This window comes from Micromonospora globbae, from assembly GCF_036184225.1.
Taxonomy (GTDB): Bacteria; Actinomycetota; Actinomycetes; order Mycobacteriales; family Micromonosporaceae; genus Micromonospora; species Micromonospora globbae.
Genome location: NZ_CP108084.1, coordinates 4,462,727 through 4,478,021, shown reverse-complemented (window position 1 = coordinate 4,478,021; position 15,295 = coordinate 4,462,727). Strand labels below are relative to the sequence as shown.

At 73.9% G+C, this 15,295-nt stretch carries 14 protein-coding genes; 6 read left to right on the top strand and 8 right to left on the bottom strand.

Features of this window, described 5'->3' with window-relative positions:
* Positions 1-50: 50 nt before the first annotated feature.
* Positions 51-1,139 (top strand): mannose-1-phosphate guanylyltransferase, encoded by a 1,089-nt coding sequence (locus OG994_RS20030; RefSeq protein ID WP_120327718.1) that lies wholly within the window; start codon positions 51-53, stop codon positions 1,137-1,139.
* Here OG994_RS20030 and OG994_RS20025 read toward each other — a convergent pair.
* Positions 1,108-1,758, bottom strand: a complete 651-nt coding sequence (locus tag OG994_RS20025) for an NUDIX hydrolase (RefSeq protein WP_120327719.1) — start codon at positions 1,756-1,758, stop codon at positions 1,108-1,110. The two genes, OG994_RS20030 and OG994_RS20025, sit on opposite strands and share 32 nt — an antisense overlap.
* A 375-nt stretch (positions 1,759-2,133) precedes the next feature.
* On the opposite strand from OG994_RS20025, the gene OG994_RS20020 reads away from it, so the two are divergent.
* The gene (locus tag OG994_RS20020; protein WP_328850611.1) at positions 2,134-3,126 is read left to right on the top strand and encodes an ArsR/SmtB family transcription factor; all 993 of its coding nucleotides are present in this window, start codon (positions 2,134-2,136) and stop codon (positions 3,124-3,126) included.
* A gap of 181 nt (positions 3,127-3,307) precedes the next feature.
* Here the strand turns inward: OG994_RS20020 and OG994_RS20015 are convergent, their stop codons facing one another.
* A complete protein-coding gene (locus tag OG994_RS20015; RefSeq protein ID WP_328850610.1) occupies positions 3,308-4,393 on the bottom strand; it encodes a coenzyme F420-0:L-glutamate ligase in 1,086 nt (361 codons plus the stop codon).
* Entirely contained in the window at positions 4,390-5,337 is a 948-nt protein-coding gene (gene cofD / locus OG994_RS20010) for a 2-phospho-L-lactate transferase (RefSeq protein ID WP_328850609.1), read from the bottom strand. The genes OG994_RS20015 and cofD overlap by 4 nt, the downstream gene beginning before the upstream one ends.
* Before the next feature lie 97 nt (positions 5,338-5,434).
* On the opposite strand from cofD, the gene OG994_RS20005 reads away from it, so the two are divergent.
* The 3 genes from OG994_RS20005 to OG994_RS19995 all read left to right on the top strand — a co-directional run bounded on the left by OG994_RS20005 (position 5,435) and on the right by OG994_RS19995 (position 10,010).
* Positions 5,435-6,412: a hypothetical protein gene (locus OG994_RS20005; RefSeq protein ID WP_328850608.1), complete on the top strand. Its 978-nt coding sequence runs from the start codon at positions 5,435-5,437 to the stop codon at positions 6,410-6,412.
* Between the two features lie 135 nt (positions 6,413-6,547).
* Positions 6,548-9,061, top strand: a complete 2,514-nt coding sequence (locus tag OG994_RS20000) for a bifunctional FO biosynthesis protein CofGH (RefSeq protein ID WP_328850607.1) — start codon at positions 6,548-6,550, stop codon at positions 9,059-9,061.
* A gap of 691 nt (positions 9,062-9,752) precedes the next feature.
* Positions 9,753-10,010 (top strand): WhiB family transcriptional regulator, encoded by a 258-nt coding sequence (locus tag OG994_RS19995; RefSeq protein ID WP_120327725.1) that lies wholly within the window; start codon positions 9,753-9,755, stop codon positions 10,008-10,010.
* 183 nt (positions 10,011-10,193) lie between these two features.
* Here OG994_RS19995 and OG994_RS19990 read toward each other — a convergent pair whose 3' ends face one another.
* Entirely contained in the window at positions 10,194-10,643 is a 450-nt protein-coding gene (locus OG994_RS19990; RefSeq protein WP_120327726.1) for a metallopeptidase family protein, read from the bottom strand.
* A 165-nt stretch (positions 10,644-10,808) separates the two neighbouring features.
* Here OG994_RS19990 and OG994_RS19985 point away from each other — a divergent pair, with 165 nt between their 5' ends.
* The gene (locus OG994_RS19985) at positions 10,809-11,171 is read left to right on the top strand and encodes a DUF3499 domain-containing protein (RefSeq protein ID WP_120327727.1); all 363 of its coding nucleotides are present in this window, start codon (positions 10,809-10,811) and stop codon (positions 11,169-11,171) included.
* A gap of 99 nt (positions 11,172-11,270) precedes the next feature.
* Here OG994_RS19985 and OG994_RS19980 read toward each other — a convergent pair whose 3' ends face one another.
* The 4 genes from OG994_RS19980 to OG994_RS19965 all read right to left on the bottom strand — a co-directional run bounded on the left by OG994_RS19980 (position 11,271) and on the right by OG994_RS19965 (position 15,226).
* Positions 11,271-11,624, bottom strand: coding sequence for a nitroreductase/quinone reductase family protein (locus OG994_RS19980; RefSeq protein WP_120327728.1), 354 nt, complete (start codon positions 11,622-11,624; stop codon positions 11,271-11,273).
* A 177-nt stretch (positions 11,625-11,801) separates the two neighbouring features.
* Positions 11,802-13,178, bottom strand: coding sequence for an NAD(P)/FAD-dependent oxidoreductase (locus OG994_RS19975; RefSeq protein WP_407942614.1), 1,377 nt, complete (start codon positions 13,176-13,178; stop codon positions 11,802-11,804).
* Entirely contained in the window at positions 13,178-14,524 is a 1,347-nt protein-coding gene (locus OG994_RS19970; RefSeq protein WP_328850605.1) for an aspartate aminotransferase family protein, read from the bottom strand. The genes OG994_RS19975 and OG994_RS19970 overlap by 1 nt, the downstream gene beginning before the upstream one ends.
* A 189-nt stretch (positions 14,525-14,713) precedes the next feature.
* The gene (locus OG994_RS19965; RefSeq protein WP_120327730.1) at positions 14,714-15,226 is read right to left on the bottom strand and encodes an Lrp/AsnC family transcriptional regulator; all 513 of its coding nucleotides are present in this window, start codon (positions 15,224-15,226) and stop codon (positions 14,714-14,716) included.
* Positions 15,227-15,295: the final 69 nt, after the last annotated feature.

Here is a 15,295-nt window from a genome sequence, read left to right as displayed (position 1 = left end):
GTGGGGCCGAACCTCCCGTCCCGCGTGCGCCGTTCGGGCATGATGTGCTGATGCTCTACGCCGTCATCCCGGCGGGTGGCAGTGGCACACGGCTGTGGCCGCTGTCCCGGGCCGGCCACCCCAAGTTCCTCCACCCACTCACCGGGACACCCGCCTCGCTGCTGCAGGCGACCGTGGAGCGGCTGGCGTCCCTGACCACACCCGAGCGCACGCTCGTGGTGACCGGGACGGCGCACGTGACGGCGGTGGCGCGGCAGCTCACCGGCCTGCCGGAGGAGAACATCCTGGTCGAGCCCTCACCGCGGGACTCCTGCGCGGCGATCGCGCTGGCCGCCGCGGTGATCGCGCGGCGCGACCCGGACGCGGTGATGGGCTCCTTCGCCGCCGACCACCTGATCGGCGACCCGCAGCGGTGGGCCGAGACGGTCCGCGAGGCGATGCGCGGCGCCGAGCAGGGGCTGCTCATGACGGTGGGCATCACCCCGACCCGGCCCGAGACCGGCTACGGCTACCTGGAGTGCGGGGAGCTGATCGGCGGCGGCCCGCTGCGCCGGGTGGCCGAGTTCAAGGAGAAGCCGGCCCTCGAGGTGGCCGAGGTGTACGTCCGTTCCGGGCGGCACCTCTGGAACGCCAGCATGTTCGTCTGGCGGGTGGACGTCTTCCTCGCGGAGCTGGCCCGGCAGCAGCCGGCGCTGCACGCCGGGGTCACGTCGATCGCGGCGGCCTGGGGCACCCCGGAGCAGGACGACGTGCTCGGGGCGGTCTGGCCGACGCTGCCGAAGATCTCCGTCGACTACGCCGTGATGGAGGGCGCCGCGACGGCCGGGCGGGTCGCCACGGTCCCGGGGGACTTCGGCTGGAACGACGTCGGCGACTTCCACACCCTCGGCGACGTGCTGCCCGCGGACCCGGCGGGCAACGTGGTGCTCGGCGCCCCGAAGCCGGGTGTCCTGCTGCACGACAGCAGCGGCCTCGTGGTGGTGCCGCACTCCGGGCGGCTCGTGGCCGCGCTGGGTGTCCACGACCTGGTCGTGGTGGACACCCCGGACGCCGTGCTGGTCTGCCCTCGCGAGCGGGCCCAGGATGTCAAGGCCCTGGTCGACGACCTCAAGGCGCGGGGCGAAGAGGGCTACGTCTGAGCGCCGCGCGGGCCGGCGCCACGAGGTGCGCGGTGCCGTGCGCCAGCGGCTCGGGGAGCCGGTCCGGCGGGAACCAGCCCAGCGCCTCGGACTCGTCGCTGACCCGCTCGACGGCGCCGTCCGGCGCGAGGACGGCGAAGCGGACGTCGTAGTGCAGCGATCCGCCCTGGCAGGCGACGGGGTGGATGTCCACGTCGATCGGGACCGGATCGATCCGCAGGCCGGCGATCCCGGACTCCTCCGTCGCCTCGCGCAGCGCGGCGCCGGCGAGGGTCCGGTCGCCGGCCTCGCAGTGCCCGCCGAGCTGCACCCAGCGCCCGAGCTTGCCGTGCAGGCAGAGCAGCACCCGCGCGCCGGTGGAGTCCAGCACCAGGGCGCTCGCGGTGACGTGGCCGGGCCGGTGCGTCCGGCTCATCGCCACCGGCCCGGCGGCGAGCAGCGCCAGGGTGCGGTCCCGGGCCGCGGCAGCCTCGGGGCTGGTCGGCGCCCAGCCGGTCAGCAGCGCCGCCGCGTCCGCGTGCAGCGCCGCGTACGCCTGCAGGGAGGCTTCGGGAGACGGCGCGGAGGTTTCGGCATACGCCGGCGGAGAGGCGTCCGCGGCGGTCGGGGTGTCCGGCATCCCGCCACTGTACGAGTGCGCCGGCCGGTCGCGGCGTGGTGACCCGGCGGCTTGGCCGGCCCCGGCCAACTGCCGGTGCCCCGTCGATCGCGGCCGGATGACCGGGCATCGGGCGGGACGACCGGACGGCACCCCTGCGGTTCGTCTGGGCCGCAGGCCCTCGTTGGTGCCGCCCGGTCGCCGGTCCTCCCCGGCCCCGGTGCCCCGATGCCGTGCACCGTCGACGGGCCGGCACCGCTGGCACTGGAAGCATGCCCAACGGGCCGTCGGGCCGTCGAGGTTTTTCAGCTCACGCTTAAAAATGGAGATAAGTGCCGGCCGGTAGAGTGCAGACGGTTGCCGGCAACCCCTGCCCGGCGATCGGGAGCGCGCGCCATGTTGAAGATCTACTTTTCGGGCGAGGACATCCTGCGGACCCGGGTCGCCCCGGCCGCCGATCCGGTCTGGGAACTGGTGCTGAGCCTTCACCTGCTCCAGGGCCGCAGCCGGGACCCGCTCATGGCCACCTGGCGCCGCACCGTCGCCCGCGGGCTGCGCCAGGACACGCCGCGTGAGAACTTCCGCCTCCTGTTCGCGCTCAACCCGCCCCGCGGGTACTTCCCCGACTTCCTCACCCCGTACGCCAGCCTCGGCGGCTTCGAGGCGGGCCTCGACGCGGTCCGGAGCACACCCGTGCCGCTGCTGCGGCGTGACCTGACCGTGCTCGCCGGCGAGAACGTGCTTCCGTCGTCGGCGTCCGCGCTCGCGCGGGGCGAGCCCGAGGTGTTGCGCCACCTGACCGAGTCGATGGAGCAGTACCGGTCGGTGGCGATCAACCCGTACTGGGGACGGATCCAGGCGGCCGTGGAGGCCGACCGGACGCGGCGGGCCCGTGCCCTGCTCGACGGCGGGGTGGAGGGGCTGCTCACCAGCCTGCGGCCGGCCATGCGCTGGGACTCCGGCGTGCTGGAGGTGCATGACTACCCGGACAGCCGCGAACTGCACCTCGACGGCCGAGGGCTGCTGCTCGTGCCCTCGTTCTTCTGTGCCCGTACGCCGGTCGCGCTGCTCAACCCCGCGCTGCCCCCGGTCCTGGTCTATCCGGTCGACCGGGTCGGCGGGCTCCTGCCGTCCGAGGGGGACGGCGGGCCGTCGCCGGGGCGAGAGGCGCTCGCCGCGCTCCTCGGCCGGACGCGGGCGGCCGTCCTGGAGGCCAGCGACGACGGCTGTACGACCGGCGAGGTGGCCCGCCGGCTGAACATCTCACCGGCCGCGGCCAGCCAGCACGCCACCGTGCTCCGCAACGCCGGGCTGCTCGTCAGTCAGCGCGACCGCAACACGGTGCTGCACACGCTGACCCCGCTGGGCCGTGCCATGCTCGACGCCTGACCCACCCAGCCCCGCCCCCGCCCCCGCCCCACCGGCCCACGACCGGCCGACCCGCCCCGGCCCGCCGGCCTGCCCCGGTGATCATGAGGTTGGCGCCGGCGTGTCGCGGCGTGTCGCCCCGCCAACCTCATGATCACCGGGGCGAGGCGAGAGCGCGGCCGGGACGGGGCCGGGCGTGCGGTCAGAGGGCCAGGGCGGCGCTCGCCGTGCTGGCGGCGGGGGGCGGCAGGAGCAGGGAGCCGATCCCCTCCGCGGCCAGGGCGATGCGCAGCCGGTGCATGTCCGCCCCGAAGCGGACCAGGTCGTTCGGGTCCACCGGGGTCGGCGGGGAGCCGAGGACCAGCGCGGTGGCCTGCTCCGGCCAGCCGGGCACGGCGGCGGCCAGGCCGGGGCGTACCTCGTCGTCGACCAGGGTGAACACCGTGCCGGGCGCGACCGCGCCGGCCACCGCCTCGATGGCGCGGCGCACCGCGGCCGGGTCGGCCGGCGCGGGCCCGGGGCCGTCCGGCAGGGTGGCCCCGGACGCCAGGCCGGCGGTCTTCGCCTCGGCGGTGCCGAGGGAGAAGAGGTCCTGCGCCGCGTCCCGGACCAGCGCCGCCGCGCCGGCGCCGTCGTCCGGGCGGGTGGCGCCCAGGTAGCCGCGCACCACGGCCACCGGCACCTGGTCGATCTTGCCCTTGATCAGCTCGCCGGCGCCCGCCAGCTCGTCCACCACGGCCATCTGGGTCACGTGCAGCTCGTTGCCGTACGGGTCGGTCTCGCCCCGGTGGTCGCGGATGGGGTCCATGCCGGCCACCCCGAGCGCCACGTCGGTGAGCCCGTTGCGCCACGGCCGGCCCATCGTGTCGCTGATGATCACGGCGACGTCGCGGCCGTAGCGGTCCCGCAGCGCGGCGCGCAGCGCCCGGGCCGAGGCGTCCGGGTCCTTCGGCAGCAGCACCAGCCGGGTCTTGTCCACGTTCGAGGCGTCGATCCCCGCCGAGGCCATGACGAAGCCGTGGTGGGTCTGCACGATCCGGGTCGGGCCGCGGCTCGCGACCACGCGGGCCGTCTCCGCCGCCAGCACCTCGTCGCGGGCGACCTGCCGTTCCGGACCGTCGGCCGGGATGTCGACGAGCCGCCCCTCCGCCTTCGACACGATCTTGCTGGTGACCACCAGCACGTCGCCGTCGCGCAGCCAGGGCGCCGCGGTGGCGATCAGCGCCGCCAGGTCGTCACCCTCGGACACGTGGCCGATGCCCAGCACCGGCAGGATCTCCAGCTTCACCGCAACTCCACCGCGGCGCGGACCATCGCCGCCGTCGCCGCCTCGTCGGTCATCCGCAGCGGTACCGCGCGGACGGTCACCTCCGGCACCACCGTGCCCTGGTCCTCCTCGGCGACGAGCCAGCCGTCCAGCAGGCCACCGCTCGACCTGCCGCCGTAGAGGCCGCCGACACCGGCCGCGCTGCACTCGACGCCGAGCACGGCCAGGCAGCGGTCGGCCATCCCCCGTACCGGGGCGCCGCCGATGATCGGCGACACGCCCACCACCCGGCCCGGTCCGTCGACGACGGCCTCCCGCAACCCGGGCACGGCGAGCACCGGGGCGATGCTCACCACCGGGTTGCTCGGTGCGATCAGCACGACGTCGGCCGAGCCGATGGCGTCGAGGACCCCCGGCGCGGGCTTCGCGGTGTCCGCGCCGACGAAGACGAACCGGTGCGTGGGCACGTCGGCCCGGTAGCGCACCCACCACTCCTGGAAGTGGATGGCCCGCTGGCCGCCGTCGAGGTCGACCACCGCGTGCGTCTCCAGCCGGTCGTCCGTTGCCGGCAGCAGCCGTACGCCGGGCTGCCAGCGGGTGGCCAGCGCCTCGGTCACCGCGGAGAGCGGGTAGCCGGCGTCGACCATTGTCGTGCGCACCAGGTGGGTCGCGATGTCCTTGTCGCCGAGGCCGAACCAGGTGGGCTCCGCGCCGTACGCGGCGAGCTCCGACTTGACCGTCCAGCTCTCGCCCGCGCGCCCCCAGCCGCGTTCCGGGTCGGCGCCGCCGCCGAGCGTGTACATCACGCTGTCCAGGTCGGGGCAGATCTTCAGGCCGTGCAGGTAGAGATCGTCGCCGACGTTGACCACGGCGGTCACGTCGGCGCCCACCTGCCGGGCGTACGCGCGTACGCCGACCAGGAACCGGGCGCCCCCGATGCCGCCCGCGAGAACCACGATGCGCATGTCGACCATCCTCGCGCACGCCACGCCTACGGTCCGCCAGTGGCCCGGGAGACTAGGCTCACGTCGGCAACTGTCCGCTTCGCCCCAGGGAGAGCTCGTGACCAGCCCCGCCGAGCCCGCGTCCGCCGACGCGACGCAGGCCCGCCAGCTGACCAAGCCGTTACGCGAACTGGCCGCGCTCGCGTTTCTCGGCGCGAACGCCGTGCTGCTCTTCGTCGGCCTGATCCGGCTGCTGACACCCACCGAGTACAGCACCTTCGGCGACCGGGCCGGTGGTGCCTTCGGCGCGTTCATGGGCATCGAGGCGGTGGTGCTGCCGGTGCTGGCCGTGCTGCTCGCCACCCACATCGAGCCGGTCCTCGGCCGGGCCAGGACGATCACCCAGGTCGCCCTGATCGAGTACGCGGTCAGCGCGTTCTTCGGCGCGCTGACGTTCCTGATCTGGACGGTCGGGGAACTGGCCGAGGGCGAGGTGCTCGAAGCCCTGCTCGGCCTGCTCACCCGGCTGGCGTGGATCGCGATCTTCGCGGTCGCCGCGTACGTCGTCTACCGGCTCTGGCGGACCCTCTACTACGTGCCGAAGCCCAAGCCGCAGCCCGGCGTCTACGGCTCCCCGCAGCCCGGCTGGCCGCAGCAGCCCGGCGGCTGGCCCGGCGCCGGCCAGCCCGGCGGCTACCCCGCTTCCGGCCAGCCCGGTGGCTACCCCGCTCCCGGCCAGCCCGGTGGCTACCCCGTGCCGGGGCAGCCCGGCGCGTACCCGGCTCCCGGCCAGCCGAGCGGCTACCCGCCGGCCGGCCCCCACGCCGGCCAGCCCGGCCCGTACGGCCCGCAGACCCCGCCGTTCACCCCGCCGCAGTCGGCGCCGCCGGCCAACGCCGCGCCGCACTCGGCCCCGCCGGCGAACCCGGTGCCGCCCGCGGCCCCGCCGTTCGGGCAGCCGCCGTCGGCGGACCCGACCCAGGCCATCCCGCGCCAGTCCGCCGAGCCGACCCAGGCCATTCCCCGGCCGACGGACGGGGAGAGCGACCGTACCCAGCCGATCAACCCGGGTGAGGACCCGAACACCCCGCGCTGACCGCGGTCCGGTAACGCCGGCAGGACACCGAAGGAGCGGCCTCCCACGGGGCCGCTCCTTCCGTGTCCGGTGTGGTTGCCCACGCTCGGGCCGGACGCGGCGGGGGCACCGCCGATCACGGCTTAGGCTGAGCGAATGGTTGATCGCACCGACTCCGCGCCGACCGAGGCGAGTGTGCGCCGGGCGTTGCGCCGGGCCGCGACCGGGCGGGCGCTGGACGTCGACGAGGCGACCGCGCTGCTCGGTGCGCGCGGCGACGCCTTCGACGAACTGCTGGGCATCGCCGCCGGCATCCGCGACGCCGGGTTGCGTGAGGCCGGCCGGCCGGGCGTCGTCACGTACTCCAAGAAGGTCTTCATCCCGCTGACCCGGCTCTGTCGGGACCGCTGCCACTACTGCACGTTCGCCACCGTGCCGCACCGGCTGCCGGCGCCGTTCCTCGACCGCGACGAGGTGCTCGCGATCGCCCGGGCCGGCGCGGCGCAGGGCTGCAAGGAGGCGCTGTTCACCCTCGGTGACCGCCCGGAGGAGCGGTGGCCCGCGGCCCGGCGCTGGCTGGACGAGCGGGGCTACGAGTCCACGCTGGACTACCTGCGCGCCTGTGCCGTGGCCGTGCTGGAGGAGACGGGCCTGCTGCCGCACCTCAACCCCGGCGTGCTCTCCTGGGCCGAGTTGCAGCGGCTCAAGCCGGTCGCCCCGAGCATGGGCATGATGCTGGAGACCACGGCGACGCGGCTGTGGTCGGAGCCGGGCGGCCCGCACTTCGGCTCGCCGGACAAGGAGCCCGCCGTCCGGCTGCGGGTGCTCGACGACGCCGGCCGGGTGGGGGTGCCGTTCACCACCGGGATCCTCATCGGCATCGGCGAGACCCACGCCGAGCGGGTCGACGCGATCTTCGCGATCCGCCGGGCGCACCGCGAGTACGGCCACCTCCAGGAGGTGATCGTGCAGAACTTCCGGGCGAAGCCGGACACCGCGATGCGGGGCATGCCGGACGCGGAGCTGCACGACCTGGCCGCCACGGTGGCGGTGGCGCGGGTCCTGCTCGGGCCCCGCGCCCGCATCCAGGCCCCGCCGAACCTCATCGCCGGCGAGTACGACCTGCTGCTGCGCGCCGGCATCGACGACTGGGGCGGCGTCTCCCCGGTGACCCCGGACCACGTGAACCCGGAGCGGCCCTGGCCGCAACTGGACGAGCTGGCCCGGCGCACGGCCGAGGGCGGCTTCACCCTGCGCGAGCGGCTCACCGTCTACCCGGAGTACGTCCGCGCCGGCGACCCGTGGATCGACCCGCGCGTCCTGGCGCATGTCACGGCCCTCGCCGACCCGGAGACGGGGCTGGCCGTCGAGGACGCCCGCCCGGTGGGCCGGCCGTGGCAGGAGCCGGAGGAGGTCTTCGGCGGGCGGACCGACCTGCACGTCACCATCGACACCACCGGCCGTACGGGCGACCGGCGCGGCGACTTCGACAGCGTCTACGGCGACTGGGCCGAGGTGGCCACGAAGGTGACGGCCGGGCCGGTGCCGGCCGGTGCCGGTGACCACGATCTGCGGGCCGGCCTGCGGCTCGCCGCCGACGATCCGGCCGCGCTGCTGGAACCGCGGCACACCGATGCCGCGCTCGCGCTGTTCGCGGCGGACGGCCCGGCCCTGGACGAACTCTGCCGGATCGCCGACGACGTACGTCGCTCGGCGGTGGGCGACGACGTCACGTACGTGGTCAACCGCAACATCAACTTCAGCAATGTGTGTTACGTGGGCTGCCGGTTCTGCGCGTTCGCCCAGCGCGAGCGCGACGCGGACGCGTACCGGCTCTCGGTCGACGAGGTCGCCGACCGGGCCGAGGAGGCGTGGGCGGCCGGCGCCACCGAGGTGTGCCTCCAGGGCGGCATCGACCCCAAGATGCCGGTGACCGGGTACGCCGACATCGTCCGGGCGATCAAGGCGCGGGTGCCGGAGATGCACGTGCACGCGTTTTCTCCCATGGAGATCGTGACGGCCGCGGCGAAGGCCGGTGTGCCGGTGCGGGAGTGGCTGACCCGGTTGCGCGAGGCCGGGCTGGACACCATCCCGGGCACCGCCGCGGAGATCCTCGACGACGAGGTCCGCTGGGTGCTGACCAAGGGCAAGCTGCCGGCCGCCGCCTGGGTCGAGGTGGTCACCACGGCGCACGAGCTGGGGATCCGGTCCAGCTCCACGATGATGTACGGACACGTGGACCATCCCGGACAGTGGCTGGCCCACTTCCGGGTGCTGGCCGGTGTGCAGGACCGTACGGGCGGCTTCACCGAGTTCGTGGCGCTGCCGTTCGTGCACACCAACGCCCCGATCTACCTGGCCGGGATCGCGCGACCCGGGCCGACCTGGCGGGAGAACCGCGCGGTGCACGCCATGGCCCGGCTGCTGCTGCACGGCCGGATCGACAACATCCAGTGCTCGTGGGTGAAGCTCGGCGACGCCGGGACGGTGGCGATGCTCCAGGGCGGCTGCAACGACCTGGGCGGCACGCTCATGGAGGAGACCATCTCCCGGATGGCCGGCTCGGCCAACGGGTCGGCCCGTACCGAGAAGCAGTTGCGGGCGATCGCGGCGGCGGCCGGGCGTCCGGCGCGGCGGCGCACCACCGCGTACGGCGCCGTGCGCCCCTGAGGTCGAACCTTTCCGCGCCGCCGGCCGTACCACCTCCCGCCGGCGGCGGTCGCGGCGAGAACCGCCGCCGGCTCCCTCCGGCGCCGGCGGCGGCGTTCCTCCCGGACCCGCTGGGGGCGACTGTCCACTGTGTCCTTACCGGGGTCCGATCCGTACCGTGTGGTGGGACGACCGGTGCGGTTCGCGTCACGCGTTCGCGGCGGTCCGGGTGCGATGCCGAGCAGCGTCGGGCCACTCCGCGGCCGGGCGCGTCCACGGCGCGGTGTCCAGCATGTGGACAGAGGGCCGCGGACGCCGGTCGCTCGACGGGCGGTACGGCGAGAGTCGCGTTAACCTGTGCCCCACCAAGATCAGCATTGCTGTCCGGGGACCGTCCTCGTGGTGTTCCGCGGCCGTCCCGCCGGAACGCCACACAGAAAACTCCGGCAACTCGCCGGAGAGGGCGTTACTCGGCCGGGGTCTGAATCGATAGGGCAGGTTGCGAGGCCGGGTGGTCGGATGGCCGTCCGGGGCATGTCGGGAGGGCGACTCCATTATCAAGTTTGGCTTGACGGCGCACGCATTACACGCGTGTAATTTGAATGGGGTTGTTCGCACGGAACGCATCAAAACGGGACCGGACGGACAAGCACGCCTTTCGCGTGGGGGGTTGCAGCGGCGATGACGCCGGTGCGCGACAAGGAGGCATTTGATGGACGGCCAGCTTGAGGTGGCCGACCTGCTCGGAAACGCGCCGGAGTGGCAGGAGCGGGCGCTCTGCTCGCAGACCGATCCGGAAGCGTTCTTTCCCGAGAAGGGCGGCTCGACCCGCGAGGCGAAGCGCATCTGCTCGCGTTGTGAGGTCAAGGCGGAATGCCTCGAATACGCTCTCGGCCACGACGAGCGGTTCGGGATCTGGGGCGGCCTCTCCGAGCGGGAGCGGCGCAAGCTGAAGCGGCGGGCCGCCTGAATCGACGCCGGGTCCGGGCGGTGGGGGCCGCCCGGCTCAGCGTCGTCCTCGTGCGGCCGTCCGGCTCGGCGTGATCTTCACGCCGCCCGGCGTCGGTGGCCCCGGGGGCCGCTGTTCCGCGGCCGCGGATCCGTCGGCGTCGGCGGTCAATCGACCACCGCGAGTCTCCCGGGCGGAAGCCCGTCAGGCCAGCTCGTCCGGGTCGACCCCGAGCAGGTTCGCCACCTGCTCGATGATCACGTCGTGGACCAGGTCGGCGAGATCCTCCCGGTCCATCGCCCGGAACTCCAGCGGCCGCCGGTAGAGCACGATCCGGGGCGGGATCTCCTGCCGGCCCGGGCGGCCCGGCAGCAGGCGGGCCAGCGGCACCTCGCCGTCCTCCAGCACGTCCGAGTCGTAGACGTTCAGCTCCGGTGGGACGTCCTCCACGGCGAACTCGACCCCGGCCAGTTCCTTGGCGAACCGACGCTCCAGCGTCTCCACCGTGTCCAGGACGAGGTCGTCGAAGACCTCGGCCTTGGTCCGGGCCAGCGGCACGGTGGCCGGCACCAGCCGTCCGCGCAGGCCCCGCCCGTGGCGGTCACGGTGGGCACGCCGGCCGGAGCCGGGGCGGCGGTGTTCCGGGCTCGTCATGAGGCACAGGGTAGCCCGCGCCCCGCCTCCGCCCACGGCAGCGCCGCCGGTCTGGCGCGGCGGGCGTCACGCCGGCTCGCCGGTGGTGCAATTGTGATCACCGTGACGGGCGTGTCGCAACGCGAACCGGTGCGCCGGACCCGGTAATGGAGATACCCTGCCGCCGTGAGGTCACCACGGCGCTGCTCCCGTAACGGCTGCCCCCGGCAAGCGGTCGCCACATTGACCTATGTCTACAACGAGTCCACCGCCGTGGTGGGCCCGTTGGCCGCCTTCGCGGAGCCCCACACCTACGACCTCTGCGAGCCGCACGCCCGCAACCTCACGGCCCCCCGAGGTTGGGACGTCGTCCGCCACGAGGGTGAGTTCGAGCCCCCGCCGCCCACCACCGACGACCTGGTCGCCCTGGCCGAGGCGGTCCGCGAGGCCGCCCGCCCCACTCCCCGCCCGCCAGAGGACGACCAGGACACGCAGGCGCACCCCACCGGGCGCCGTGGCCACCTGCGCGTGATCCCCCCGAACGTGTGATCCCGCCCCGGTGAGCCCGCGGCCGGCGCCGCGAGCCGCCGCGCGTGGGCGCCCCGCCGGCGCATGCCGCGAGCAGCCCCCCGGCGCGACCGTCGACGGTCAGCCGAGCGGCACCTGGACGGCTACGTCGTGCCTGGGGTAGAGGTCCCTGATCTGCTTGGCGCCGTACTTGTCGCGGAACATCGCGACCACGTGGTCGACGCGATCCGGTTCGGTGATGGGGGTGGCGGTCGAGTTCACCGCCGTCCCGTTCGCGGCCACCCTGATCACGGGCGTGTGGCGGATGTTCTTGTACCACTCGGTGTCCGACCCGCTGACCGGCACCAGGAACATGCTCTGCTCCTCCTGCACGAACCACACGGGATGCGAGATCTGCCGTCCGGTCCTGCGGCCGGTCACGGTGATCTCCACTTCGCGTTCACGGGCGAACGCCTCCATGGCCTCCGCGCTCATGCTGGCCTCCGTCGCTCTGCCGTGCTCCTGCCTGCCAGGCTAGGGAGCGCCCGGGCCGCCCGGTGGCGGTTCCGGCACACCCGCGCGAGCCGGTGCGGGCCGTCGCGACCGGCCCGGCGGCGGGCGTCAGTGTGAGCGGTGGTGGCGGCCCCCCGCGACCCGGGCCGGCGGCAGGCGTCAGTGACCGAGGAAGCGGCCGAAGAGGGCCGCCCGGCGCGACGGCCGGCCGGTGCGGGCCTCCGCCGCGTCGGCCGAGAACATCACCCGCAGCCCGGCGTTGACCGCGAGCCACCGCAGCGGCTCGGGCTCCCAGCGCGGCGACCGGTGCCCCACCCAGGGCAGCGCCGTGACGTCGCTCTCCACGCCCCGGATCAGGTCGGCGAGCGTACGGCCGGCGAGGTTGGTGGTGGAGACGCCGTCGCCCACGTACCCGCCGGCCCAGGCGAGGCCGGTGACCCGGTCCAGTCCCACCGACGCCGACCAGTCGCGGGCCACGCCGAGCGGCCCGCCCCAGCGATGGGTCACCGCCACGTCTGGTCCGAGCGCGGGGAAGAGGTCGCCGAGCGTACGGCGAAGTGCCGCGAACACCTCCGGCTCCCGGTCGTAACCGGGCCGGACGCGGGACCCGAAGTGGTACGGGGCGCCCCGTCCGCCGAACGCGAGCCGGCCGTCCGCCGTCCGTTGCCCATAGATGATCACGTGCCGGTGGTCGGAGAACGTCTCCCGCCCGGCCAGCCCGATCCGTGCCCAGACGTGCTCGGGCAGCGGCTCGGTCGCGATCATGAGCGAGTAGACCGGCACCACGGTGCGCCGCTGTCCGGGTAGCTGCGGCGTGTACCCCTCGGTGGCGCGGACGACCACGGGCGCCCGGACGAGGCCGGCGGGGGTGACGGCCGCGCCCGGCCTGATCTCGCTGACCGGCGTCCGTTCATGGATCGTCACCCCGAGGCGTTCGACCGCACGGGCCAGCCCCCGGGCCAGTCGGGCGGGGTGCACGGCGGCACAGTGCGGGGTGTACGTGCCGCCGCGTACCCCCTCGGCGGCGCACCGGGCGGCGGCCTCGTCGGCGTCGAGCAGGGCGAGGTCGTCTGGCCCGAAGCCGAACGCGCGTGCCTCCGCGACGGCGGCACGGGCCCGGCCGAGTTGGGCCTCGGTCCGGGCGAGCACCACGGTGCCACCACGCGCCCAGTCGCAGTCGATGCCCTCGGCCGCGACGACCCGTCCCACCTCGCGCACCGTCTCCTGCATGGCCCGCTGCATGGCGACGGCCGCGTCCCGGCCGTGCCGCCGGCCGAGCGCCGTGAGCGAGGTGGGGAAGAGGGCGGAGCACCAGCCGCCGTTGCGGCCGGACGCCCCGTACCCGGCGATCTCCCGTTCGAGCACGACGATCCGCAGCGACGGGTCGGCGTGGGCCAGGTAGTACGCGGTCCAGAGGCCCGTGTAGCCGGCGCCGACGATCGCCACGTCCGCCTCCGTGCCACCGGGCAGGGGCGGACGCGGCGTGAGCGGTTCGTCGAGGCTGGACAGCCAGTAGGAGACGTCCCGGTAGGACATCAGAGGCGTCGCCATGCCTCGGTGAGCACGGCGCGCAGGATCTGCTCCATCTCGTCGAACTGCTGCTGCCCGGCGATCAGCGGCGGGGCGAGCTGCACCACCGGGTCGCCGCGGTCGTCGGCGCGGCAGTAGAGGCCGGCAGCGAAGAGGGCGGTGGAGAGGTAGCCGCGCAGCAGCCGTTCCGACTCCGCCTCGTCGAAGGTCTCCCGGGTCGCCTTGTCCTTCACCAGCTCGATGCCGTAGAAGTAGCCGTCGCCCCGGACGTCGCCGACGATCGGCAGGTCGCCCAGCTTCTCCAGGGTGGCGCGGAACGCGGCCTCGTTGGCCCGCACGTGGCCCACCAGGTCCTCCCGGGCGAAGACCTCCAGGTTGGCGAGGGCCACCGCGCAGGAGACCGGGTGGCCGCCGAAGGTCACGCCGTGGGCGAACATGCCGGTCTCGGTGAGGAACGGCTCCATGAGCCGGTCGCTGGCGATCATCGCGCCGAGGGGCGCGTAACCCGAGGTGATGCCCTTCGCGGTGGTGATGATGTCCGGCTGGTAGCCGTACCGGACGGCGCCGAAGTACTCGCCGAGACGGCCCCAGGAGCAGATCACCTCGTCGGAGACGAGCAGCACGTCGTACGCGTCGCAGATCTCGCGTACCCGCTGGAAGTAGCCGGGCGGCGGCGGGAAGCAGCCGCCGGAGTTCTGCACCGGCTCCAGGAACACGGCCGCCACGGTGTCCGGGCCCTCCCGCTCAATGGCGCGGCCGATCTCGTCGGCGGCCCAGCGGCCGAACGCCTCGATGTCGTCACCGTGCTCGGGTGCCCGGTAGAAGTTCGTGTTCGGCACCTTGATCCCGCCGGGCACCAGCGGCTCGAAGTCCGTCTTGATGCCGGGCAGGCCGGTGATCGACAGGGCGCCCATCGAGGTGCCGTGGTAGGCGATGTAGCGGCTGACCACCTTGTGCTTGGTCGGCTTGCGGGTGCGCTTGAAGTACGCGCGGGCCAGCTTCCACGCCGCCTCGACCGCCTCGGAGCCGCCCGTGGTGAAGAAGACGCGGTTCAGGTCCCCCGGGGTCAGCGCGGAGATCCGCTCGGCCAGCTCGACGGCCTTCGGGTGCGCGTACGACCACAGCGGGAAGTACGCCAGCTCGGCCGCCTGCTTGGCGGCCGCCTCGGCGAGCTCGGTACGGCCGTGGCCGGCGTTGACGACGAACAGCCCGGCGAGCCCGTCCAGGTAGCGGCGGCCCTGGCTGTCCCAGACGTACGCGCCGTCGCCGCGCACGATCGTCGGTACCTCGCCGGCGGAGTAGCTCGCCATCCGGGTGAAGTGCATCCAGAGGTGGTCGGTGGCGTTGGCCATGTCAGCCCCATCGAGTCACGGGCCGGTCGGGGGGTCGTACCGGCCGCTCTGCCCACGGTTATCGCACAGTTAGAACCGCTGTGGCAAGTGGGATCGGTGGCACATAGGCGATTCGACAACGAATTCTGCGAGCGTGAGTTGTGGCTTGCGACGGATTCCGCACACCGGTCGGAGCGGGGGCGGGTCGGCTCAGGCGGTGCCCCAGGTGTAGGTCTGCTTGCGGAGCTTGAGGTAGACGAACGCCTCGGTGGAGAGCACGCCCTCGACGGCCCGCAGCCGCTGGAGGATCTCCAGCAGGTGGTCGTCGTTGCGGCAGACCACCTCGGTGAGCAGGTCGAACGACCCGGCGGTGATCACCACGTAGTCGACCTCCTCCAATTCGGCGAGGCGGTCGGCCACCGCCTCCAGGTCGCCGTTGGTGCGCAGGCCGATCATCGCCTGGCGCGGGAAGCCGAGCTGGAGCGGATCGGTGACGGCGACGATCTGCATGACGCCCGCGTCGAGCAGTCGCTGCACCCGCTGGCGTACCGCCGCCTCGGAGAGCCCGACCGCCTTGCCGATGGTCGCGTACGGCCGCCGGCCGTCCTCCTGGAGCTGCTCGATGATCTGCTTGGCCACGTCGTCCAACAGAGCGTGACTGGCACCTTCACGCACGGCGAGCCGCCGCGTGCCGTTGCCGTTCTCCTGCTGCCGGTTCGTCATCGACCGCTCCCCATGTCCGTTCCCGCCGTGTGAGCCTAGTGCCTCGCGCAGTCTGGCGTATTTCGTGGT